Annotated in this window: 24 protein-coding genes; 14 read left to right on the top strand and 10 right to left on the bottom strand. The window is 61.3% G+C overall.

Going from position 1 to position 22,195, the window contains the following annotated elements:
* The first annotated feature begins 25 nt into the window (after positions 1-25).
* The 9 genes from QD172_RS02130 (at position 26) to QD172_RS02090 (ending at position 9,561) form a co-directional block, all read left to right on the top strand.
* Positions 26-796 carry an extensin family protein gene (locus QD172_RS02130; RefSeq protein ID WP_279854748.1) on the top strand — a complete coding sequence of 257 codons (771 nt, stop codon included), beginning with the start codon at positions 26-28 and terminating at the stop codon, positions 794-796.
* A gap of 270 nt (positions 797-1,066) precedes the next feature.
* A complete protein-coding gene (locus QD172_RS02125; protein ID WP_084208465.1) occupies positions 1,067-1,447 on the top strand; it encodes a hypothetical protein in 381 nt (126 codons plus the stop codon).
* Between the two features lie 80 nt (positions 1,448-1,527).
* Positions 1,528-2,274, top strand: coding sequence for an SAF domain-containing protein (locus tag QD172_RS02120; RefSeq protein ID WP_176494095.1), 747 nt, complete (start codon positions 1,528-1,530; stop codon positions 2,272-2,274).
* Between the two features lie 133 nt (positions 2,275-2,407).
* Positions 2,408-4,390, top strand: coding sequence for a pilus assembly protein N-terminal domain-containing protein (locus tag QD172_RS02115; protein WP_279854747.1), 1,983 nt, complete (start codon positions 2,408-2,410; stop codon positions 4,388-4,390).
* A gap of 10 nt (positions 4,391-4,400) precedes the next feature.
* The gene (locus tag QD172_RS02110) at positions 4,401-5,168 is read left to right on the top strand and encodes a hypothetical protein (protein WP_279854746.1); all 768 of its coding nucleotides are present in this window, start codon (positions 4,401-4,403) and stop codon (positions 5,166-5,168) included.
* A complete protein-coding gene (locus QD172_RS02105; protein WP_176494093.1) occupies positions 5,165-6,601 on the top strand; it encodes an ATPase, T2SS/T4P/T4SS family in 1,437 nt (478 codons plus the stop codon). Before QD172_RS02110 ends, QD172_RS02105 begins: the two co-directional genes overlap by 4 nt.
* Before the next feature lies 1 nt (position 6,602).
* Positions 6,603-7,466, top strand: coding sequence for a type II secretion system F family protein (locus QD172_RS02100; protein WP_167592994.1), 864 nt, complete (start codon positions 6,603-6,605; stop codon positions 7,464-7,466).
* Positions 7,463-8,344: a type II secretion system F family protein gene (locus QD172_RS02095; protein ID WP_279854745.1), complete on the top strand. Its 882-nt coding sequence runs from the start codon at positions 7,463-7,465 to the stop codon at positions 8,342-8,344. Before QD172_RS02100 ends, QD172_RS02095 begins: the two co-directional genes overlap by 4 nt.
* A gap of 50 nt (positions 8,345-8,394) precedes the next feature.
* On the top strand, positions 8,395-9,561 hold the full coding sequence (locus tag QD172_RS02090; protein WP_176503872.1) for a hypothetical protein: 1,167 nt from the start codon (positions 8,395-8,397) through the stop codon (positions 9,559-9,561).
* Positions 9,562-9,613: 52 nt separating this feature from the next.
* On the opposite strand, the gene QD172_RS02085 is transcribed toward QD172_RS02090, so the two are convergent.
* A complete protein-coding gene (locus QD172_RS02085; protein ID WP_077371280.1) occupies positions 9,614-10,036 on the bottom strand; it encodes a VOC family protein in 423 nt (140 codons plus the stop codon).
* A gap of 255 nt (positions 10,037-10,291) precedes the next feature.
* Here QD172_RS02085 and QD172_RS02080 point away from each other — a divergent pair, with 255 nt between their 5' ends.
* From QD172_RS02080 to QD172_RS02065, 4 genes are all read left to right on the top strand, one after another.
* A complete protein-coding gene (locus QD172_RS02080) occupies positions 10,292-10,975 on the top strand; it encodes an SCO family protein (RefSeq protein ID WP_279854744.1) in 684 nt (227 codons plus the stop codon).
* Positions 10,972-11,445, top strand: a complete 474-nt coding sequence (locus QD172_RS02075; RefSeq protein WP_077371284.1) for a hypothetical protein — start codon at positions 10,972-10,974, stop codon at positions 11,443-11,445. Before QD172_RS02080 ends, QD172_RS02075 begins: the two co-directional genes overlap by 4 nt.
* 111 nt (positions 11,446-11,556) lie before the next feature.
* Positions 11,557-13,074, top strand: coding sequence for a PepSY domain-containing protein (locus QD172_RS02070; protein WP_176494089.1), 1,518 nt, complete (start codon positions 11,557-11,559; stop codon positions 13,072-13,074).
* Between the two features lie 74 nt (positions 13,075-13,148).
* Positions 13,149-15,239 (top strand): TonB-dependent receptor, encoded by a 2,091-nt coding sequence (locus tag QD172_RS02065; RefSeq protein WP_279854743.1) that lies wholly within the window; start codon positions 13,149-13,151, stop codon positions 15,237-15,239.
* Between the two features lie 154 nt (positions 15,240-15,393).
* Here QD172_RS02065 and QD172_RS02060 read toward each other — a convergent pair whose 3' ends face one another.
* Positions 15,394-15,768, bottom strand: a complete 375-nt coding sequence (locus QD172_RS02060) for an NAD(P)H-dependent oxidoreductase (protein WP_347882020.1) — start codon at positions 15,766-15,768, stop codon at positions 15,394-15,396.
* A gap of 271 nt (positions 15,769-16,039) precedes the next feature.
* Between QD172_RS02060 and QD172_RS02055 the strand changes: the two genes are divergently transcribed.
* Positions 16,040-17,119 carry a site-specific integrase gene (locus QD172_RS02055; protein WP_279854742.1) on the top strand — a complete coding sequence of 360 codons (1,080 nt, stop codon included), beginning with the start codon at positions 16,040-16,042 and terminating at the stop codon, positions 17,117-17,119.
* A gap of 166 nt (positions 17,120-17,285) precedes the next feature.
* Here QD172_RS02055 and QD172_RS02050 read toward each other — a convergent pair whose 3' ends face one another.
* The 8 genes from QD172_RS02050 to QD172_RS02015 all read right to left on the bottom strand — a co-directional run bounded on the left by QD172_RS02050 (position 17,286) and on the right by QD172_RS02015 (position 22,194).
* Complete coding sequence (locus QD172_RS02050) at positions 17,286-17,507, bottom strand: pyocin activator PrtN family protein (protein WP_271302897.1); 222 nt, start codon at positions 17,505-17,507, stop codon at positions 17,286-17,288.
* A 47-nt stretch (positions 17,508-17,554) separates the two neighbouring features.
* Positions 17,555-17,968 (bottom strand): hypothetical protein, encoded by a 414-nt coding sequence (locus QD172_RS02045; RefSeq protein ID WP_279854741.1) that lies wholly within the window; start codon positions 17,966-17,968, stop codon positions 17,555-17,557.
* Positions 17,965-18,606: a helix-turn-helix transcriptional regulator gene (locus QD172_RS02040; protein WP_271302899.1), complete on the bottom strand. Its 642-nt coding sequence runs from the start codon at positions 18,604-18,606 to the stop codon at positions 17,965-17,967. The genes QD172_RS02045 and QD172_RS02040 overlap by 4 nt, the downstream gene beginning before the upstream one ends.
* Positions 18,607-18,656: 50 nt before the next feature.
* Positions 18,657-19,061 (bottom strand): hypothetical protein, encoded by a 405-nt coding sequence (locus QD172_RS02035; protein ID WP_279854740.1) that lies wholly within the window; start codon positions 19,059-19,061, stop codon positions 18,657-18,659.
* A gap of 323 nt (positions 19,062-19,384) precedes the next feature.
* The gene (locus QD172_RS02030; protein WP_141391752.1) at positions 19,385-20,089 is read right to left on the bottom strand and encodes a hypothetical protein; all 705 of its coding nucleotides are present in this window, start codon (positions 20,087-20,089) and stop codon (positions 19,385-19,387) included.
* Between the two features lie 77 nt (positions 20,090-20,166).
* Positions 20,167-20,538, bottom strand: coding sequence for a hypothetical protein (locus tag QD172_RS02025; RefSeq protein ID WP_279839972.1), 372 nt, complete (start codon positions 20,536-20,538; stop codon positions 20,167-20,169).
* A 1-nt stretch (position 20,539) separates the two neighbouring features.
* Positions 20,540-20,812, bottom strand: coding sequence for a hypothetical protein (locus tag QD172_RS02020; protein ID WP_271302902.1), 273 nt, complete (start codon positions 20,810-20,812; stop codon positions 20,540-20,542).
* Positions 20,809-22,194: a DEAD/DEAH box helicase gene (locus tag QD172_RS02015; RefSeq protein ID WP_279854739.1), complete on the bottom strand. Its 1,386-nt coding sequence runs from the start codon at positions 22,192-22,194 to the stop codon at positions 20,809-20,811. The genes QD172_RS02020 and QD172_RS02015 overlap by 4 nt, the downstream gene beginning before the upstream one ends.
* Position 22,195: the final 1 nt, after the last annotated feature.

Raw genomic sequence — 22,195 nt, 5'->3', positions numbered from 1 at the left:
TCGAGCCACGAAGAGGAGACATGTCATGGACAGACCGCAACGCAAGGCAGGACGCAAGGGCCGCTGGGTCACGCTGATGTGCCTGGCAGTCATCCTGCTGGGCGTCGCGCTTCAGCGGGACATCCTCGTGCTGTCACGCTGGATACCCGAGCATCATCTGCCGTGGACGCCTCTGCAGCTGGCCGACCCGCCCGGCATGCTGACCGGCTGGAAGCTCTCACGACTCGACGATGATCCGGCCGCCTGTCGCGCCTTTGTCGAGCGGGAAGCCCCGCAACGGGTGACCTTTCTGCCAGATCGCCCCAGTGACAGTGGCTGTGGGCTCATCAACAGCGTGCGCATGCATGCCGTGCCCGGGGACACGGACAAGGGGCAGGGCGTTCGCTTCAACCAGTCCTTCATCGCCAGCTGTCCATTGGCCGTGAGCTGGTTGCGTTTCGAGCGCCATGGCCTGCAGACGGCGGCGCAGGAGGTGATGGGGAGTAGGGTGACGCAGGTGACCCATCTGGGGAGCTATGCCTGTCGCAACATCTATGGGCGGGAGAACGCACGTCGCAGTGAGCATGCCACCGCAGATGCGCTGGATGTCTCAGGCTTCACGCTGGCGGATGGGCGTCAGGTCCGCCTGCCACGCGACTGGACGGCACCAGAGGATGAGGATGCCCCGGGGCGTTTCCTGCGCGCCGTGCAGGACGCTGCCTGCGAGAGCTTCGGCACCGTGCTGGGGCCGGATTACAACGCGGCACATCGTGATCATTTCCATCTCGGCACACGGGGCTGGCGATTCTGCCGGTGATTCCTCACGGCGTCTGAGCGGCGCTTTCCAAGCCGACCAACATTGATCGAAAAAGGCACTGATGCGACTCGCACAGTGCCTTTTTCATGCCTGATGGCTACGCCATTTCCGGTGTGACATGGCGCGACACATTGGTTTGCAGTTGAAACTCTCTGAATCCATTAGTCTTCATGGCGTGGGCAGACGATGCAGATGACAGTCTGACGGTGGCCACGAATTGTCGGACAGGAAAGCGACGCTGACGCAGATATCCTCACTGGAGATTCTCAGATGAAAAAGACAACCAAGAAGTCCCAGGCAGGTTTCGTGATGACGACCGAGTTGGTGTTGATTCTCTCGGTGATGGTCATCGGTATGGTGGTAGGACTTGTCACCATGCGAGATTCATTGACGGCGGAAATGGAGGATGTCGCGGAGGCGATCGGGCAGCTTGATCAATCCTATGCATTTGATGGTCTGGTCAACGCGGAAGGTACGGCATTCCTGGAAGGTTCGGGCTTCATTGACAGTACCGATACCAATGCCGGTGACGAAGTCACCTTTGATTTCGTGGCGGTCGACTTCACCGAGTCCGGCGCTGCAAATGGCTCCGGGCCAAGTACGGGTGGCGCTGCGGATGATGCGGCAAGTGCCAGCAGCTTCACTCCGTAATCGACATCGTCACGGGTCGGGTATCAGCGTCAGGATCCCCGGCCCGCCCGCCATGCCATAACTGAATATCGGAGGATGCCATGAACATTCGTCTCAATGGCAGCACGACGATCGCCATGGTCGTTTTCCTGATATCCACCTCGATGGCAAGCCTGTTGGGGTATCGACAGTACGAGCGTGTGGGGGCTGAAGAGGTGCTGGTGGCCAACGATCTCATCGCTCGGGGTCAGATCGTCACCCCTCAGATGCTGGAACTCAAGATGATGAAGGATGTGGCAGGAGGGTTGCAGGACATGAGCATGGCAATCGGCAAGGTCATGACGCGCAATCGTCTGCCGGGGGATGTCATCCAGCCTCAGGATCTCCAGCCGGTGAAACGTCAAAGTCTCTCGCACTACATTCCTGAGGACAGAGTACTTTTCTCGCTCCCCATGGCGAGTCATTCCTTCCCCGTCTCACAGATAAAACCCAGTGATACCTTCGATGTCATCGGTAGCCTGAACGGGCGAGTCCGTGTCATCGCACAGCAGGTTCGCCTGATGGGTACCATGAACAATCCGCAGCCTTCTCCGGTGGAGAGTGGCCCCCTGTCATCGCTGTCACCCCAGGCCATCGGCAAGTCTTCCAGTCAGACATCCGGCCTGGTCATCGCGGCTCTTCCTGAGGATATCTTCCGGCTTGCAAGTCTGGGCGCCCAGGAAAGAGTGTCATTGGTATTGCATGGCAAGGAGGTCAAACATCGCTTGCCAATCGCACCTGCCGTTCAGACGCGTCAAATCGAGATCTTCCAGGGATTGCAGCGTCGAAGCGTGGACATAACGCTGTAGGATTTCCGCTGGTGGAGACAGGGCCTTTTCCTCATCTGATGCCCGACGATTCGTGAAAGGAATACCGAAAACGTCTTTCTTGGATCAGCGGTCTCGGCGTGATCCTCGAGATCAGCCTTACCCCGGAGTGCCCATGAACAAGCTTTCCACTCTTCTTCCCGAGACCCCTCGTCTCCTGTTGTGTCTGGCACTTTTCAGTGCCGGCACAAGTCATCTCGTCATTGCGGCCGAGGTGGACAGTGCTCCCCTTGCCGTGGGAAAGCCGGCCTTGGTCGGCAGTGATCTCCCCGCCGCCGGGCTCATCAATGTGGATACGGCCTACAGCAGCGGCAGTTCCCGTTCGCGCACCCTGGTGCAGTGGACGCACGCGCGATTGGCCTTCGGCAAGGACATCGAACGCATTGCCGTCGGCAAGCAGAGCATCATCGAGGTCGAGGTGATCGGCGGCCGTGAAGTCCTGATGCTGGGCAAGGAAGTCGGTCGTACCACGGTGATGGTGTGGTACGCCGATGGCAGCAACGAATCCTTTCTGTTCAGCGTGAGCCCGGATCTGAGTGTCCTGGGCAGTGCGCTGCGCGAGATTCACCCCTCCATCTCCATTCATTCCGCCCCGGACAGGCCTGTACTGGTGATGCGCGGCAAGGTGCCCACGGCAGACTATCGCCAGGCCGCCCAGCAGGCCGCGATGGATTACCTGCTCTCCGGTCAGCGTGGCGCCGCCCAGCCTGCCGCCGCCATGGGGCTGCAGGCAGGAGCACCGACGATGGGCATGAGCACCAGCATGGCAAGCCCGGTCATCAACCTCATCAAGGTGACCCAGAAGCCCAAGCCGGTTGCCGACAAGCTCAAGGAGGCCATCGCGTCGCTGGGGGGAGAGGAGGTCACGGTCAGGCGGCTGCAATTCGGTGAGATGCCCAATGATCTCTTCGATACCTTCCTGCTGGAAGGGGAGGTGCGTGATCAGGTGGCGTTGACGCGGATTCTGAACGTCGCGGCGCGCGTCGTCGGGGGCAGTCCGCTGGCCGGTGGTGATGCGGGGATCGATGTGCTGGCGGATGAGTCCGGGGCGCTGATGGGGGACAACGCTCGCGCCGGGGGCTATGGAGGCTCGATCACCTCCAGCAGTGGTGTCGGTGGTGGCGGCAGCCTGAGCAACAACATCCGCAACAACATCGCCCGCTCCAAGGTGCTTTCCATCGCGGGAGGGCGCCTCATCTCGATGATCGAGGTGCGTGACGTGCCGCAGGTACGGGTGGCGATCCAGATGCATGAGGTCAATCGCTCGCGCATGAAGGCCTGGCGTCCGGACCTGAGCATCATGACCAACGGCTACAACGCCAGTGGTCCGCTGGCGCTGGGCGAGACCGGCGCCGCCGGTGCCTCGGGGCTCGAGAATGCCCTGCAGATTCTGGATGGCACCCTGATCAACAACCTGCAGATCGGCGGCAGTGACATCGCCTTTGACCTGCTGTTCAGCCTGATGGAGAACGAAGGCATCTCGCGCACGCTGTCGCGTCCGACCTTGACGGTACTGGCCGGCGAGAGCTCGGTCTTCCAGGTCGGCGGCGAGATTCCGGTCCCGTCCGCCTTCGCGCCCTCCGGCGTGGGCCAGGATGACACCCTGGGCGCCAACACCAACGGGGTGTTCAGCGGGACTGACTTCAAGTCGTTCGGGGTCCAGCTCAGCGTGCGTGCCCTGGTCGATGAAAATGATCGCATCACGCTGGATGTGCTGCCCACCATCTCGACGCCGGACACCCTGCTGACTCAGCAGATTGCCGACAGCACCGGCTCCGAACTCAACAGTACCGCCTTCAATGTGCGCAGCCTGCGCACCACCACGCGCCTGCGCGACGGGCAGCCGCTGATTCTGGGCGGACTGGTCTCGCGTGACATGAGTGGCCAGGAAGACCGCGTGCCCGGCGCCAGTGACGTCCCGCTGCTCGGCTGGATGACACGCTCCTTCAATCGTTCCGATGTCGACAAGGAGCTGGTCATCATCGTGACCCCCACCTTGATACGGGAGCCGATCAATGAAGTCGCCCAGTGGAGTTTCCCGGATGGTGCCAGCCGTCTTGCCGACATGCCGCTGAGTCGTCTGCCATCTTCGCGTTGAGGAGTCCGTCATGAACATTCGTGAATCCGTGTGTCGTCTTGGGGTACTGGGCGTGATGGTGGGGTGGTTGGCTGGCTGTGGCTCCATCGACAGCATGCGGGAGTCTCGCCCGGATGCCGGAGATCGCCTCGAGTACCTCAACGAGCGCTATCAGCAGTTGATGGTGCAGGGCCGAACCTGTCTGGAGCTTGAGGATGTGGCGAGCCCGATGGTGGATTGTCAGCGCCTGCTGCGGGAAGCGGAGCGGCTGCATGTCGAGTACCCGCGCAATCCCGAAGTCCTGTACTTCAATGCCTTGCTGAGTCATGCGGCGGGGCGTGGAGACAAGGCCCAGTTCTTCCTCGATCAGATGAGCATCGGGCCCTCGCACCCGCCGGAGGCCTTCGTGCTGCGCAGTCAGTTGGCGCTGGAAGAGGGCAACACGACCCTGGCGCGCAACGTGCTTGAACGTGGCATGTTGCTGCACCCGAATTATGCCGGTCTCTATGAAGGGCTGGCGGCGGTGGGCTATGTCGAGGGGCGTTATGACGATGCCGAGCAGCAGTTGACGCTGGCCTCGCGTCTCGGGGCGCCGGCCTGGCGGGTGGAGTATCACCGTGGCTTGATCAATGAGGCGCAGGGGCATCTGGCGAACGCCTGCCGTCAGTTCGATGCCAGTCTGGCCAGCAGGCAGGACCATCAACCGGCACGTGCCCATCTGCTGCGCCTGGCGACGGCAGGGCACTGTCGGGGCGATGCCCTGAAGGCAGCGGCTGGTGGGATGAGGATTTCCTCATGAACGGCGCACTGTCACGCATGCGACGTGGTCGAGCGTCCTCACAGGATGCTGAACGCCTCGCGGTGAGCGAAGTGGAGGAGGTCTCAGTTGCTGAAACACGTGTCTTGATCGCGCCCGAGATCATGGATCGTCTCAAGCGCGTACTGGTCACGCGTCTGGCCGATGAGCAGGGACAGGCCGTGCGTTATCGTCGCCTTGCGACGCGCCAGGGTGACCTGGAGGGGGATCACCAGACTGCCATGGAAGGGGTGCAGCAGCGCCTGGCCTCATCCCTCACCGTGCTCTGCGAGGAGTACCAGATCCAGCTCGATGGGCCCAGTCGCGAGCGACTGCTGGCCAGTCTGACCAATGATCTCTGTGGTTTCGGTCCGCTCACCGAGTTGATGAGTGATGAGAGCGTCAGTGACATCCTCGTCAATGGCGCTGATGAGATCTGGGTGGATCGCGGCGGGCGACTGGAGGCCACCTCACTCAGTTTCGACGACGAGGCGCATCTGCAGCGCTTCGTCGCGCGCCTGATCGCGCCGCTCGGCAAGCACCTGGATGCCTCAAACCCCATCGTGGATGCACGTCTGGCCGATGGCAGTCGTCTGCATGCAGTCTGCGCACCCCTGACCCCCGATGGCATCCTCGTCTCGATTCGCCGGTTCCGCCGGCACCATCTCACCGGGGCGAGGCTCGTGGACAGCGGATTTTTGAGTCCGGGCCTGCTGGCGTTGCTGGAAGCGGCCGTGATCGCTCGGCTCAACATCGTCATCAGTGGCGGTGCCGGGGCCGGCAAGACCTCCTTGCTCAACCATCTGGCCGGTTACATCAATGCGCGCGAGCGGCTGGTGAGCGTGGAGGAGTGCGCCGAGCTGGATCTGCAGCATCCGCATGTCGTCAGGCTGGAAAGCTATCCCGTCGCCGGAGACACGCCGCGCCCACAGGGGCTGGGGGAGCTTCTGCGCGCGGCATTGAGGATGCGCGCGGACCGTATCATCGTCGGCGAGGCACGTGGTGGTGAAGTCTTCGAGATGCTGCAGGCCATGACGGTGGGGCATGACGGCAGCCTGACCACCCTGCATGCCAATGGCGCGCTGGATGTGCCGGTGCGCATGCTGGCACTGGCCTTGATGAGCAGTGCTCATCCGGACCGTCAGGTGATCGAGGAGATGGTGCGTCTGAGCGGGGCGCTGATCGTGCATCTCGAGCGCGATGCCGACGGCCACCGTCAGCTTGCCAGCCTGGCTTGGCTGGGTGAGGCGCGTCCTCGTGAGCTGTTGCAGCGTCGTGCAGGCATGCCGGCCGGTGAGGCATGTGATGAAGACGCCTATCAGGCCGACCCGGAGGTGCTGGATGCCTTCCTCGCGCATCTGGCATCGCGCGGGGCCTCCCTGGCAAGCGGTGTCAGGGATGGCTGGTGCCAGGGCCCGTCACCGCAGGGGAACTGACATGTTGATCCTGCTGCTGGTCTGCATCGCGCTGTCTGCCCTGTGGTTGATCATCAGCATGATCAGGGCGCAGCGTTTCATGGGCGCGGATACCACGCTCGGGCTGATGCACCGCCGAGAGATGCCACGTCTCGAGCGCCTGCTGGCGTTGCTGGACATCAGCATGCGGCCGGTGCTGTTCGTGGCGGGCGTGTGGGGAAGCAGCGTGATGATCTTCGTGATCTTCCTCGGCTGGTTCCCCGGCAACCTGTTGCTTGCCTCACTGGCATTGATGACGAGCCTGTTGCTGGTCGGCTTCCTGCTGCATGAATTCGCCAGTCGGCGCATCTTCCGCTTCGAGGGGGATCTGATCCAGGCGCTGGACATGCTGGAAGCGAGCCTGAAGCTGGGAGACAACCTGCGCAACGGGCTGCGCCTGGCGGGGGCATCGTCCCTCAAGGCCTCACGCCGCGAACTGATGCAGCTTGTCTATCGGCTGGACATGGGACTGTCACTGAACGAGGCCTGCGAGCGGATGCTGCGCCTCTACCCCTGCGAGAGCGTCAGACTGTTCACGGCGGCGATGATCAGCGCCGAGCGGCGTGGCATGAGCTTCGCAAGCCTGCTGCCCTCTCTGCTGCCCACGCTGCATGAGCGTTACCAGATGCGCCGTCAGCTGCGTACCGAACTGTCCGGCGCGCGCTACTCCCTGCTGGTGATCGCCTTGCTTCCCTACGCCATCGTGCCCTTCATTCTCTGGAAGGAGCCGGACTGGCTGAGATTGCTGCTGGAGCACCCGCTGGGCAGCGTGCTGTTGCTGGGCGCCGTGTGCTGCCAGATTCTGGGCTTTGCCTGGCTGCGTCACATGATGAGGAAGCAGCCATGAATGGCCTTGCCTCGCTGCCGTCATGGTCGCTCCCCGACGCCTACCTGCCGGACATCATCATCCTGTGTGTGCTGGGCGCGCTGCTGGCGCTGTATCTGGCCCTGCAGAGCACCTTCAGGGTTCGTCTGGAGCAGAGCGGCATCGCGCAGGTGCTGCAGGAGCTGTTGCGCAATCCCGATGACATCCGACAAGGCCGCTCACTCACGCCACGTCGGCGCATGCGTCAGGCCGGGCTGGAGTCGCGTCGCGTGATCTGGTGGTGGGTATTCCAGCTGATGTTGCCCGTTCTGCTGGGCTTGCTGGTTCTGCGCGTTATGGGTACGGGGCTTGGCGCTCTGGCGGGCCTGCTGATGGGAATCCTCCTGCCGCATCTGTGGCTGGGGCAGCGTCGGCGTGAACGCCAGACACGCATCGCCGCGGCGCTGGGCCATCTGCTGGCCGTCTCGCTGGCGTATCAGCGCCATGGCCTGTCGCTGGCCGCATCGTTGCGGGAGGCTGCTCGTCAGGCACTGCCGCCTGCCCATCCGCTGGCCTTCGAGCTTGAGCTGTTCAGTGCAGAACTGGAAGGCGGGTTGTCGCTCAAGGAAGCCGCCTCGCGAATTTCTAGGCGCACTGGCAGCCGCGAATTGCACCAGTTCGCCATGTTGCTGGTGGCGGGCAACCGGATGGGCAACCCCTTGCATGATGTGCTGGAAGCCTTTGCCGCCCAGCTGGCGCGCCAACAGAGCGAGCGCCAGCGCAAGGCGATGCAGCAACGCAGCGTCAAGGCGCTGTTTCCGATGTTGCTCGTCGGCGGCCCCTTGTTCTTCGTGCTGGTGATCTTTCCGGCCAGTCTGCGCGTTCAGGAGGTTCTGATCCTGATGAGAGAGCTGTGGTAATGCGGCGAGGCCGACAGCCTCGCCAGCACAATCATCTCGGGGGAAAGCACATGGCGGCAGATAAGAGGTCGGTCACTCACGCATGCCGTTCGCCTGGCAGACAGGGCGGTTTCATCATCACCATCGAGCTGATCCTGATCACTTCGATCCTGATCATCGGCTCGCTGGTCGGGCTGGCGGCGATACGGGATGCCCTCTTCAAGCATTACATGACCCAGCAGTCACGCGAGCTGGTGGTCGAGGATGCCAACGGGCGCGCGCTGGGTGAGGTCTTCGATGTCGATGAGCATGACGCCCCGCGCATTCTGTATTTCGATCGCAGCCAGCCTCCCGTGGTCAGTCGCGCCTTGATCGGGATACGGGATGACCGCTTCTCCAGTCGTGAGCCACTCTATTACGCCACTGCCAATTGCAGTGGTGACCCTTGTCTCAAGTCCGCCAGTGATGAAGCGACCGACAGCCGTGATATCGCCGGTGACGTGAATGCCGGCAGTGTCAGCTATCTGCATGCGCTGCAGGGCGGACCTGTCTATGCCATCGGCCCCGGCGAACCTGCTGCCTTGCCGGGATTTCTCTATCGCGGAACACCCCAACAATGTCCTTTCAGCGGCAGGGACGTGCAGTCGCGCTGGATATCGCAGAAGGTGATCGCGGGGACGCCTTGCGAGACGTTCACGCTGGAAGAGCAACAGAATCCGCCGGCGGATACCAGCTGTCTGTTGAGCACCGGGGTGCTCGACCTGTGCACGCCACCCCCCGGGACCGTCGCGCAGGATGACATTCTCACCAATTACCTCGGCCCGGTGGATGCGTTGGTGGATGCGACCCTGGGCACGGTGAATGCATTGCCCACCTGTAGTCTGCTGGGAGTCTGTGTTCCAGAAGTGGAGGTGGGAACCCTGTACTGTCCCGTGGGGACGCAGCTTCAGGAGGACGGTGATCTGGTGACCGCACTGGTACGTTCGTTGTTCGATCAATTGCGAGCTACCACTGACCTGGGACTGATCGAGCCCTTGCTGCAGGAGGTGACGAACCTGCTCCCCGGCACGCTTGAATGCTCCGCGGAAGGGGGCTTCCAGCTGGCGGAAAGCGTGCCCTCTGCGGAGAATCCCTCCGACAATGCGCTCGAAGGACTGGCAGCGCCCTTCCAGTTGCGGTCACCAGGCAGCGCAGGCAATGTCTGGTTCAGAACCTCGCCGGATGGAGAAGGGCGCTAGCGGCATGAGCCATCGGCGTGTCTTTTATTTCGTGTCTTTCACTGCGCGTCTTTCACTGCGCGTTCTTGACACCTCGGCTGATCACCGGCGCGCAGCGCTCGGGGTTGATGCTGACCACGCGCAGGCGATGCCCATCAGGCAACACACAGTCCAGGACCTGCCAGGCACAGCCCGGGGCGCTGCTGCCGTGGCTTTCCATCAAGTGTGCGCCGTGGGCCTGCAGCAGGTACCTGACGTGGGGGAAGTCATCGCGATCCACCTCCAGAGTCAATTTGCGGCTGTCCGGTTGCTCTGCGCTCAACTGCAACAACAGGACGCTGGTCTGCCCATCGGGTGCGTGATGCAGTTCGAGCGTCGCGCTGGTCGCGTTGCGCAGCAATGTGGGCAGGGCGAGAGTCTCCTGGAAGAAGCGGCAGGCGGCTTCCAGATCGCGCACCTCCAGAATGGCTGGGTGCAGGGACAGGCGTTGAATCATGGGGGACCTCATGACAAGAGGGAGGGAATGAGCCTAGTGTCGTGGCAGTCCGTGGGCGGCGCACTTTGAATCTGATGATGGTCATGATGGCTTGTCGCTATCGCAGCGTGCACCGAGCGTGGCGTGGCAACTTGTCGCATTTGTCGCATCTCGCGACTGAACCGTTAGCATCCGTGCAACTGACAGAGTCAGGACCCATCGTCCAGGCGCACCGCATCGTGCGGTGACGCTCATTGCCATGCTTCCGGGGCTTTCATGTCGCTGCGCAAACTGGCCCTCATGGGGCTCAGTGCTCTCGCTATCATGTTGATCGTGCTGGTGATGGGGTTCAATGCCTCCCATCAACCGCGCGAGGCCTGGCCGACGACGCTGGAACTGTCTTCAACGCGCGGCACCTTGACTCCCGGCACGCTAGCCGGTGAAGAATCCGGGCATCTGAGCCTGTTGATCCCCGGCTTCACCCATTGCCCGGATATCTGTCCGCTGTCCCTGGCGCGTCTGCAGATGGTCTGGCAGCGCCTGGACCTTCAGGATCAACACAGGTTGCACCCGCTGTTCCTGACCCTGGACCCCGCCCGCGACACCCTGCCTGTCCTCACTCGCTATCTTTCCGCCTTCCACCTGCCGGTGACAGGGCTTCGCACGGCCCCGGACGATGAGCAGAGTCTCAAGGCCCTGACGCAGCGATTGGGCCTCCAGTTTCATGTGCGCGAGCACGGTCCAGCCGCTCATCCTGCTGACGACTACATGATCGACCACAGCGTGGCGATTCTCGTTCTCGATGATCAGGGCCGACTGCGCGATACCTTGCCGCTCAGTCAGACGCCGGCCCAGCTAGCCGATCGCATCGAACAGCTGCTCGACTCGGTGCATGACTCGGTGCACGACTCGATAGATCAGGGCGCGGGGCATGATGTGCCAGCGGAGTCGGCCTCATGATGTCGGCTCCATGCTCGCGCCAGACTCGAGATGAGTCCGTCTCCTTCCACCGTGCACTGTCACGCCTGACGGCGGCCAATGGCCACGCGGTCTTCGTGATGTTGCTGGCGCTGGCCGCGATGCTGGTGATGCCACTGGCGGCGCCACGTGTGGTGATGGTGAATGATCACGCTGTCTTCGAGAGCCCCGGCGCCGGGCATTGGGTCAGCGGGGATAGCGACTGGATCACTCGCGCGGCACGCGAGAGTGGCTCCCAGGCGCAGATCACCCACAGTTCTGCCGCCTCGGATTGCCCATTGGCCAGCATGGCCGCCTTCACGCTGGCATTGATCGCCGCCGTGCTGGTACTGATGCTGGCAGTCCTCGGGCGAGACGCCACGCCTCGCCCATTGCCGGTCTCCCGACGGGAGATCGGTGTCCATCTACGTCCTCCCGGGCGGGCACCGCCTTTCCCATCAGTGTTTGCGTGAACGCTTCCGGGGCCGTCGTGACGGCTCCAGACCATGTTCGGTGACCCCGCGTTGACCGACGGACCCTGGATCCGTCGCACGTGGGGCGCCTGCTGATGGGTAATTTGTGCAATGAAGACCGCAACAGACACTGGAACCGCCAGCCGCGCCGGGCGGGGGTTCAGCGATATCTACCGGGCAGTATGGCGCTGGCATTTCTATGCCGGCCTGTTGGTGCTGCCGTTTCTGGTACTGCTTTCCGTGACGGGAGGCCTGTACCTGTTCCGCGATGGCATCGATCAATTCGTCCATTCCGACCTGATGAAGGTCAACACGCCCGTCACGCAGAGTGCTCAGAATCCGGCAGTGACAAGCCTGCCGTTGAGCGAGCAGGTGGATCAGGCGCTCGCGAGTCTTCCGGGCACGCCGGTGCGCGTCGTGCCATCTCCCGCCCGTGACCTGACCACGGAAGTCGATATCGTGGCAGCCGATGGCAGTGGCAAGCAGGCCGTCTACGTCAATCCTTACAGCGGCGAAGTCCAGGGGCAGATGGCCTACCGCGACAGCATCATGTGGACGGTACGTCGTCTGCATAGCCTCGCGATCACGGGGCCGATCGGTAACGCGGCGCTGGAGATCGCTGCCGGGTGGTCGATCCTGCTCGTGTTCAGCGGGCTATATCTGTGGTGGCCGCGGGGCCAGAAAGGGGGTGTGGTCACGCTGCGGACCACGCCGGCGCGCCGGCTGTGGTGGCGGGACCTGCACGCCGTGTGTGGCATCATCGCGGCCGGCTTCATCGTGTTTCTCGCCGTGACCGGCATGCCGTGGTCGATGGTCTGGGGGGCCAAGGTCAACGAGTTGGCCAATGGGCATAACTATGGGTACCCCGATGGCGTGCGCGTGAACACGCCGATGTCGGATGCCCGCCTGGTGGATCAGGAATTGACCAGCTGGTCGCTTGAACAAGCCGTTATCCCGTTATCTTCTTTGCCGGGTGACGCCGCTGATCCCATTGTCGACGAGGGTGAGCACGCCGGTCACGGCGGCTCTGGCGCAAGTTCCGCGCCGGTGAAAGCGGCTGTGCCACTGAGCGCTGCGGCGATTGCCCACGCCGATATCGGCCTCGACGAGGCAGAACGCATCTTCGCTCGCGAGGGCCTGGCGCCGGGCTATGCCATCAATCTGCCGAGCACCGCTCAGGGCGTCTATACCGGCTCCGTGTATCCGGATGCGCTGGAGCGCCAGCAGGTCGTGCATGTGGATCGCTACTCCGGCGATGTGCTGCTCGACATGCATTACGCCGACTACGGGCCATTGGGACGGGCGCTGGAGTGGGGCATCAATGTGCATCTGGGGCAGCAGTACGGCCTGATCAATCAGCTGATTCTGCTGATGGCGTGTCTCGCGATGGTGATGATGAGCGTCGGGGCAGGCGTGATGTGGTGGAAGCGTCGTCCGGTGGGCGGTATCGGTATCCCGCCGCTGCCCAGGGAGCGCAAGCGTATCGCCGGTGTCTGGGGCCTGATGATGATCATCGGGGTGATCTTCCCGCTGGTCGGCCTCTCGCTGATCGTGATGGGCCTGCTCGATTGGCTGTGGATTCGTGTCAGTGCCTCTCGTCACCACGATGCGGCGGAGGCCAGCGCATGAAGCCGTCATCCGTCTTCCCATCACTTCCCTCAACTGGCTTCCCATCACTTCCGTCTTCTCCGCTCGCGCAGGCCATGAGCGGTCTGCCCAGTCGTCGGCGTCTGCCAGTGACGGTCGCGGCGGTATTGGCGAGCAGTGCCTCATTTGGCGTCCACGCCGAGGAGAGCTCCGTCTCGCAACTGCCTCTGGTGCATGTCGAGGCCGAGGCACCCATGGCCAGCCCCATCGTCGAGTCAAGCCAGGGGCATGCCAAGGGCAATCTGGATATCGGTGAGCAGCTGCGTGAGGTCAACGGCGTCAGTGGCTCTCGTCTGGGCAGTCATGGTGTCTCGGCCATCTTTCGGGCGCAGGGCGGTGAACGCCTGATTCAGGAGGTCGATGGGGCGCCGCTCTATCCGGCCTGCCCCGGCGGCATGGACACCACGCTGGGCTATGCGACCACCGGCAGTCAGTCGGATCTCACCCTCTACAAGGGCGCGCAGAGCGTCAGTCGTGGTCCCAGCTTTGCCGCAGGCACCGTCGAGGTGACGCGTCACACGCCATCACGCACCGACGATGACGGCGTGCATGGCACCTTGGGGACCGGCTGGCGCAGCAATGATGATGCCACCAGCGAGACGCTGTCGCTGACCGCCAAGCAGGGCGATGTCTGGGCTGCGCTGGACGTCGAGCATTCCGAGCGCAACAACTATGAGGACGGCAACGGCGATACCCAGTCTGGTGCCTATCGCAGCGACAATGGCAGTGTCCGTGTCGGCGCCTTCGCCACTGAGGATGTCGCCATCGAGGCGGGGGTCGCTGTCGTCAGGATCGACGATGCGCTCTATCCCACCATGGATGCGCCACGCAGTGACATGGACCGCCAGTACCTCAAGTTGACCATCGACAATGCCGGGCCTTTCTCGCACACCGAATCGCAGATCAACCATGCCCGCGTCGTGCACGACATGGACAATGTCACCCTGCGTGACGTTGATGACTCCAGATCGAGCATGGACATGAGTTCCAGCATGGACATGAGCTCGGGCATGGACATGAGCGACATGGCCATGTTCTCCAGCGCGACCACCGAGACCTGGTATGCCAGCACCCAGGGCGATATCCCGCTGACCGTCGCCGGGCGTGACGCGACACTGACATTGGGCGCTGACGCCGAGCGTCTGGAAAGCAACGCCGACTCCCGGATGGGCATGTCGCTGGACAGCCTCTCGGACAGTCAGACCTGGCCGGATGTCGTGCGCACGCGCGGTGGGGTGTTCGCGGAACTGGATACCACGCTGGATGCCGACAATCGCCTGGTGACTGGCGCGCGCTATGACGTCTCCCTCAGCGATGCGCGAGATGCCGATGAGGTGGTGGGCAGCAATACCTCGGCCATCTCCGCCTGGCGGGATCAGTACGGAGAGGATGTCGAGGTCAGTCAGCGGGATGGGGAATTCAGTGCGCTGGCGCGCCTGGAGCATCGCGTCAATGAAGCGGTGAAAGGCTACGCGGCGCTCAGTCGCAGCGTGCGCTTCCCCACCGCCACCGAGCGTTATTACAACCGCCAGTCCGAAACTGACGGTTGGCTGGGCAATCCCGAGCTTGAGCCAGAGATCCATCAGCAGCTCGAACTGGGGGTGGCGGTCAGGCAGGGCGCCTGGCGTTATTCGGCGGACACCTACTACAACCGGGTGCATGACTGGATCGAGCTGACCGAAGGGGACTCGCTGACCACCTATGACAATGTCGAAGCCGAGATCTATGGTCTCGAGCTCGAGGCCAGCTGGCAGCAGCATGGCTGGCGGCATTCGGCAGGCGTCGCCGCCACCCACGGCACCAACCTGAGCGATGGCACGCCGTTGTCCCAGGTGGCACCGTTCAATGGCTATCTGGCGACACGCTATGACGCCGATGCCTGGTGGGCCGGTGCACGTCTCCATGCGGCAGCACGCCAATCACGCATCTCCGACAGCGAACAGAAGACGGCAGGTTTCGGCATCGTCGGGCTGGAAGGGGGCTATCGTGTCACTGACGCCATCGAGCTGAGCGCCGGCATCGCCAACCTGTTCGACAAGGCCTACGCCTACCACGTCAATCGCTTCTACGATGATCCGCTGCAGGGCGACGTACGCGTCAATGAGCCCGGGCGGATCTTCTGGACGCATGCCCGCTGGAGTTTCTGAGGTCAGTGTCACTGCAACAGTGAGCGCTGGTCGTTATCCGTTAGAGCGCGAGAAGCCCGCCATCGGTCGTCAAACATGACTGATGGCGGGCTTCTTGTTCAAGGCAAGTTACAGCTTGATGGCTCTCAGCGCTGGTGGGTTCTCCTCAGAGCCTTCAGGCGCGGCCGATATGCTCGCGCAGATGCTCACGATAGGCCCGCGTATAAGCCTCCAGATCGGGATTCTTGATCACATCAGTGGCCAGATAGGTCGGAAGTGCCGACATGCCCAGGAATTCCATCGCCTTGTGCACGGGATAGTAGACGGCATCGATGCCTTTGCCTTCGAAGAAGTTGCCCGCTTCATCAAAGGCTTCGAGGGGCGCATTCCAGGTCAGTGACAGCATGTAGCTGCGGCCCTGCATCAAGCCACCCGTGCCGTAGCCCTGGGTCGGGTTGGTGCGGTGACGGCCATCGCTGGCATACAAGGCACCATGGCCTTCTGTCAGGACATCATCGAGATACTGCTTCACGGTCCACGGCAGGCCCATCCACCATGGGAATAGCGCTTTTTCCCGGCGATTAATACTAATTCTCTAATGTTACTTGCGGGCGTCAACCACGCGGGTTTGCGGCGTTTTTGTCTTCCTCCACGCTACCGTTGTATATCATCAATTACGGCCCTTTCTGTATCATCAGTGTACCAAATGACTTACTGGTACCAAATGAGAGGGGATGGTACACATTTTGGTACTCTCAAACAGTGTTTCTTAACCCAGAATCGAGCCATTTTTCGGCTTGGCACTGTACCAAGGAGGCAGCGTGGCAACATACCAAAAGCGGGGGAGCAGCTGGAGAGCAATCGTTAGAAAACAAGGGTTTCCCGTGCAGAGCAAAACGTTCCGCACGAAGGGCATGGCCCAGGAGTGGGCGCGAAAAATCGAGGATGACATGGCCTCGGGAAAAATGGATGAAGACGCGCGTCTACAGAGCATCACGCTGGGTGAGATATGGAAGTCCCACGTCGAGCATCTGAAGCATCAGTCGCACCGCCGGGACTACCGGAACCTGACCGACGCAAAGATCATGAACGAGTATTTCGGCTCCGATATGCCGATCGGCGAGCTGGACTACAACGCCCTGGTCAAGTTCTGTGAATACCGGGTCAAGCACGATGGCGTTGCCCCCGCGACCAACCAGCGCACCTTGATGGCACTGTCCAGCGCACTGTCCACGGCGACCATGACACTGGACCTGCCGTCGTCGTATGTGGTGGAGATGAAGAAGTGGCGCAAGCAGGTCGGGCGGTCAGGCTTGTCCGGCAAGCCGCAGAGCCGTGAGCGTCGTGCATCGCCCAGGGAGCTGGACGCGATCATCACGGCGGCGTACCACACCCGCCACATGCTGACGTCACCGTTGCATGATGTAGTGGATTTCGCCGTGGAGTCCGCCATGCGCCAGGGCGAGATTCTGTCGATCCGTTGGGATGACCTGGACGCAGAGTCGGGGATTATCGTGATCCGCGATCGCAAACACCCCACCATGAAGTCGGGCAACCACCAGCGCGTCCCGTTAATGGGCCGAAGCCTGGAAATCATTCAGCGACAGCCGCGTGTAGACGAGCGGATTTTCCCCTACACAAAGACGCAGATCGGCGGTGGATTTACCCGTATCTGTGAGCGGTTGGAGATCAAGGACCTGCGTTTCCATGACCTGCGCCATGAGGGGATTAGCCGTCTGTTTGAACAGGGATATCAGATTCAGGAAGTCGCAATGGTGTCAGGTCATCGGGACTGGGGAAGTTTGAAACGCTATACGAATCTGCGCCCGGAAGACCTGGTCAATCGTGAGCGTGAGCAGCTGGCAAAGAAGGACCGCCCACCGGCTGGAGAGGGGGAATAGGGCAAACAAATACGCCCCGGTTGTCCGGGGCGCTGGTACCAGTCATCGCTTCACAGCGTCTGGTCCTTGGCTAGATAGGATCACCTCCTTGCCGCTTGCCTCAGAGCGGGCCTAGCGCAAAGGACACTGCAAGAATGACCTTGGCACTAGGCCCGCCGGCAAGCGGTCAGGCGGCGGCTTCCGCACGCTGTTTGTCGATGTACTCCGCAACATCGGTAATGTGAACCATCGGCTTGCCATTGATGCGGGTAACCTTGATCGGGAAGGTGCCCTGGGAAATCTGGTTCCGGGCAGTGGACAGGGCGATGCCCAGGATATCTTCCGCGACCTTGGGCAGCGGGAGCGTGACGGTTTCATACAGGGCTAGCAGGGCGAATTCGGTTTTCATGGTAGCTCCTACTGGTTACTGGTGTGATTATTATAAGTAGTGCTTATTTATTTCCGCAAGCGCTTGGACTCAGAGTAGGTAATGGGGCGTGGGTCCAAACAGCGCTTGATGGGGTAGCCGAGCTTGCGGCGGCGGTAAAACGTATCGGGGCTCAAGCCGTTGGCGACTGCCTGACGGACCAACCCCCCGCGCAGAGGGGTTGTCAGGGCTTCTTCTTCCGTCATGCCTAGCTGACTCATGCGGTAATAGGCAGTCTTGGGCGCGATGCCGTGGGCCTTGCACCGGGCCTGGAAGGATGGGCGGATGGGGGCGACCAGCTTGTCGCCCCTGTGCCCGCGCACATACCGGGAACGTACTGTGGCGAACTTGAGCCCATGTTTCTCGGCCAATGCCCTCAGCTGCGCATGAGTCAGCTTGTCGCCTGACTTGCGGTTCTTGGCAAGTGCAACAAGGTCTTTCATAGGCGTGATACCACTCTATAAAAGTCGATGTCCTCCCGAGTATCCGCACTGCTTATAACGTGACCCGGTTTAAGGGCGTCATCGAGCTGGATGATGTAGCTGATCTTACTGCCGACACGGAACAGCTCGTTTGTATCGTCCCGGTAGACAAGAACCTCTTCACCTTCCTTCAGTTCCTTGGGATCAACATGTTGAAGCAGCAGTCGTTCGCCCAGGAAATAGCGAGGCTGGTAGTGGTCGCAATCAACCACGATCACCGTCAGGTTCTCGGCGGGTATAGCGGCATCGGCGGTGACATCCACTATTTCCCCTTTGGTGGCGTTGCTCATCATTCCTCCCTTAGACATGACAGATCGTGTGACGAGCGTCATCCGTGGGTAGGCTTCACTGACAAGGATTTTCGGGTCCAGCTCACGCGGTTCGACACCCATCAGACTGGCGAAACGAATGATGAAGTCGGTGTTGGTAGCAACTTTTCCAGACAGATACTGCGAGAGGGCGGGTTGTGACATCTCCAAACGAGCAGCAGCTTGGTGCTGGCTTAGACCCAGGTTCTTCTTGTTAGCGTCCCACACGGCTTTTATTCGCTGCGCGACTTCACGGTCGCGTTCTGTGATCCGGCGGTTCGGGGCAGTCATAGTGATTCAGCTCCAACGGAGTTAGGGGCTACTACATACCCCCCAAACGCTCACGGCCTTGTACAAATATACAGTATCGAATGTATGAAATCGGCAAACGAGACGGACTTTTCGACTAGCGCTTTCGTCGTATAACCCTGTCGGCATTCGTCCAGATCAGTAATGACCAGAACCCCCTTCGGGTGACCAACGACAACCCACGCTTCTATCCCAGATTTCTGTAAGCCTTCCAACCATTCGTACTGTAATTCTGATACATCGGGGGTAACAACTGTGCTCTCCCGCTTAGGGATTCCACTAATATATTTATATTCAACCCACAGTTGATTTTTAGCGCAATAGAAGGCGTCAGGCACACCGCCCTGGAAGTTGTCATTGATCTTCCAGATGCGGGTGAGCCTGCGTTCTTCCTTCAGCGCCCGATGTACCTTTCGCACAAAACCGTGCTCATTCATCGTCGCTTTCCTCCCTGTAGGGGGGTAGCGGCACGGGGGGCGATAGCAATTCTAACGAAAAATCGAGAACGAGGTCAGCGACCTTGTTCCTACGCACGGTTGATCCTACAGCATTCCTGCGTAAAAAATCGTCAATTCGAGGCGCCAGGTCCAGCCGTAGTTCGTGATCCCGGGCTTCCTGCTCCGTTTCGTGTGAGGTGCCGTCGGAGGCGACGTACACCACTCGTTGTGTCACAGGCATTGTCTTGGTCATCCGTTCTCAAGGTGGGGGTACAAGAAGACCGGCCGGAGCCGGTCTTATCTTGAAGGTCAGTAAGCAGTGCTTATGCTGCTTCGCGCGACTTCTCCGCTTCTTCTTCGAAGGACGCCTTGATCTGGGTGTAGAACTGCTTGGCGTGCTCGTACAGGTCCTCGGACGCCCAGCCCAGGTTCTCGACCTTGTAGTTGTAGAAGTCGCCCTTGGAGTTGGACTGAGAAGTGACGCTCAACTTCCAGACACTGGAGAAGCGGTCACCGCCCAACTCATTGAGATCAGTGTTCCAGCGGCGGCTGATCTTGAGCTTGGTGGAGTTCATGTTGAGGATGGCCGGGCGCAGCTCGCCGGTTTCCGGGTTGACGATCAGGACGGTGTGGCGACCCGTCTCCACCACCTCGAACATCTCGGTGCTGCCACCGCCTTCTTCCTTGGCCTTGGCCATTGCGGCATCGGCGGTCGGATAGGCACCATGGAAACCACCACCGAACTTGCGCTTACGGAACAGCGCGTATTCGTGATCGTAGTAGAGGTTGATCAGGATCAGCTCGTCGTGCAGCGCGCTGCCCAGGGTGACCAGAATCTTGCCAGGCTCTGCACCAGGCACGTATTCCGCCTTGTCCTTCTTGATTTCCGGGGAGAGGTCCTGGAGCAGCTTGATGGCCGGGATGGCCATGTCAGCAGAACTGACGTTCTCGTTACCCGCGCCGGTTGCGTTGGCAACGTGAGACGGCAGTTTCTTGGAGTCATTGTTGACGATGAGATCGTTAGCCATGATATCGGTCCTATTGGTTCGATTGATTCTGAGGTTGTGACGCACAACCCCAAATATAAGCACTGATTATTGAATTGTCACGCCTTACGGAATGACAATTTGTCTCGCTCCATCGGAGAGGTGCCCGGCGGCACCACACCGTCTACCTGCAGCACCTCGCGGTAGGCGGCGCTGGCGATGCGTTTCTGGAGCAGGTAGAACGCATCGTGCTGCTTCACGTAGCCGAAGAACGCTTCCCAGTCGTCCACGCTGGCGACCGTCTCGGTGCTGTAGCTGGCCGTATGGCCCGCCGCAGACACACGATCCAGCTCGTTTTCCTTCAGGTACTCGAGCAGCTGTGATTCCAGCTCGTCGTGCAGCTTCTTGAGCACCTTGGCGCGGTCGTTGGCATCTTTCAGCTCGGCCTTGGCTTCGCTGAAACGAGTGATCAGGTCGTTGAGTTCGCTCATGTCAGAAGTCTCTGTTGTAGACGGTCATCACGACCGTTTTACCGTTGGAGAGGCGCACGACAGGGAAGACGCAGCGCCGTGTGATGTAGAAGCCGGGTTTGGCCCCTGCATGCTTGTTGTTGCGGATGTGCGGGAATGCGCGGTGGCCGAGGAGCTGGCGCACTCTGCGAGACGCGGGTCGTGCCTGGTGCCATTCGTCCTCGATGCCGTCGAGGTCATCGAAGCGAGCGGCCCACCGTGCCCGCGCGTGATGCGTGAACACGACATGCTTCATGCCGCCGTCCGTTGCTGGAAGAGGGCGAGCAGGTCATCCATCCGGGTCAGCTTGCCCTCCAGCTGCTCGTAGACCTGTTCCTCGGCGGTGTCACGGGCAGCGATGTGGATGGTCTGCGTGGCCTTGGTCTGGCCGGCGCGATAGATGCGGCGGTTGAACTGCTGGTAGTGCTCGGCGTTGTAGGTCGGGGAGCACCAGATCGTGGCCGTGCCCTTGGTCAGGGTCAGACCGTGGCCGGCGGACTGCGGGTGAGCAAAGACCACCTGAAGGCGACCGGCCTGGAAGTCCTCGACCACCTTGATGCGGTCCTCGTTCTTCACCGACCCATCGATCACGCCGTAGGGAATCTTCAGCTTGTCAGCCAGCTTGGTCAGTGCCTCGACCTCATGCTTCCAGTTGAAGGCGACCAGGCTGTGCTCGCGTTCCTGGACCAGCTGCATGACCAGGTCATAACGGTCCTGGTGGAAGGTGGTCACATCACCGTCGCCGTTGTAGACCGCACCCGTCAGGAGCTGGAGCAGCTTGCGCACGCGGACACCGGCATTGACCGCTGTCACCCGCTCGCCGTCGTCGTTCTCGACCACATTGGTTTCAAGCATCTGCAGGTACAGGGCCCGCTGCTTCGGGGAGAGATCGACGTGATAGGTGAGGGTCTGGTTGGCCGGGATGTCCAGGCAGTCTTCGAAGCGGTAGCGGATGCAGATATCGGCCAGTGCCTGCGCGACGTGTTCCTCGGCACCGTCCTTGGCGACCCACTTGACCATCTTCGGGTCTGGGCCGACCTGGATGGGGTCGGTGACCTGGTTGCGGAACTGGAAGAACTTGTTCCCCAGGTGCTCGCCGTCATCGATGATCAGCGTCGGATGGAAGATGTCGAGCACGTCCTTGGCCGTCGGGGTACCGGACATGGCGATGCGACGGTCGAAATAGGTGCGAAGGGTCAGCATGGCCTTGGACCGCTGACTGGTAGCGTTCTTGAACGCCGTGGCCTCATCGATGACCAGCCAGTGTTCCTGGTCATCGGGGAATGCTTCATGCATGAATCGGGCGTTCTCCTTCTTGGTGGCCCACTTCACCGCATCGTGGTTGGTGATGATGATGTCGGCGCCGGAGAGGAACGCTTCCAGGCGGTTCTTAGCGTAGGCGATCGAGTAGGTGAACTCGTCACCCAGCCACTTGGCGATGTCATCGCCCCAGGAAGGCTTGAGGATCGAGAGCGGAGCGAGGACCAGCATGCGACCCTGGCCACCGTCACGGCGCCAGCGGCGGAAGGCTTCCAGCGTACTGATCGTCTTGCCCGTTCCCGGGTCGCTCTGGACCCAGGCGCGGGGAGTGTTCGTCAGAAAGACAGCGGTGTGTTCCTGATGATCAAACAGCTCCATG

The organism is Cobetia sp. 10Alg 146 (genome assembly GCF_029846385.1).
In the GTDB taxonomy this organism is placed as follows: Bacteria; Pseudomonadota; Gammaproteobacteria; order Pseudomonadales; family Halomonadaceae; genus Cobetia; species Cobetia marina.
The sequence above is the reverse complement of the archived record's forward strand: the minus strand, read 5'-3'. Positions and strand labels throughout refer to the sequence as shown.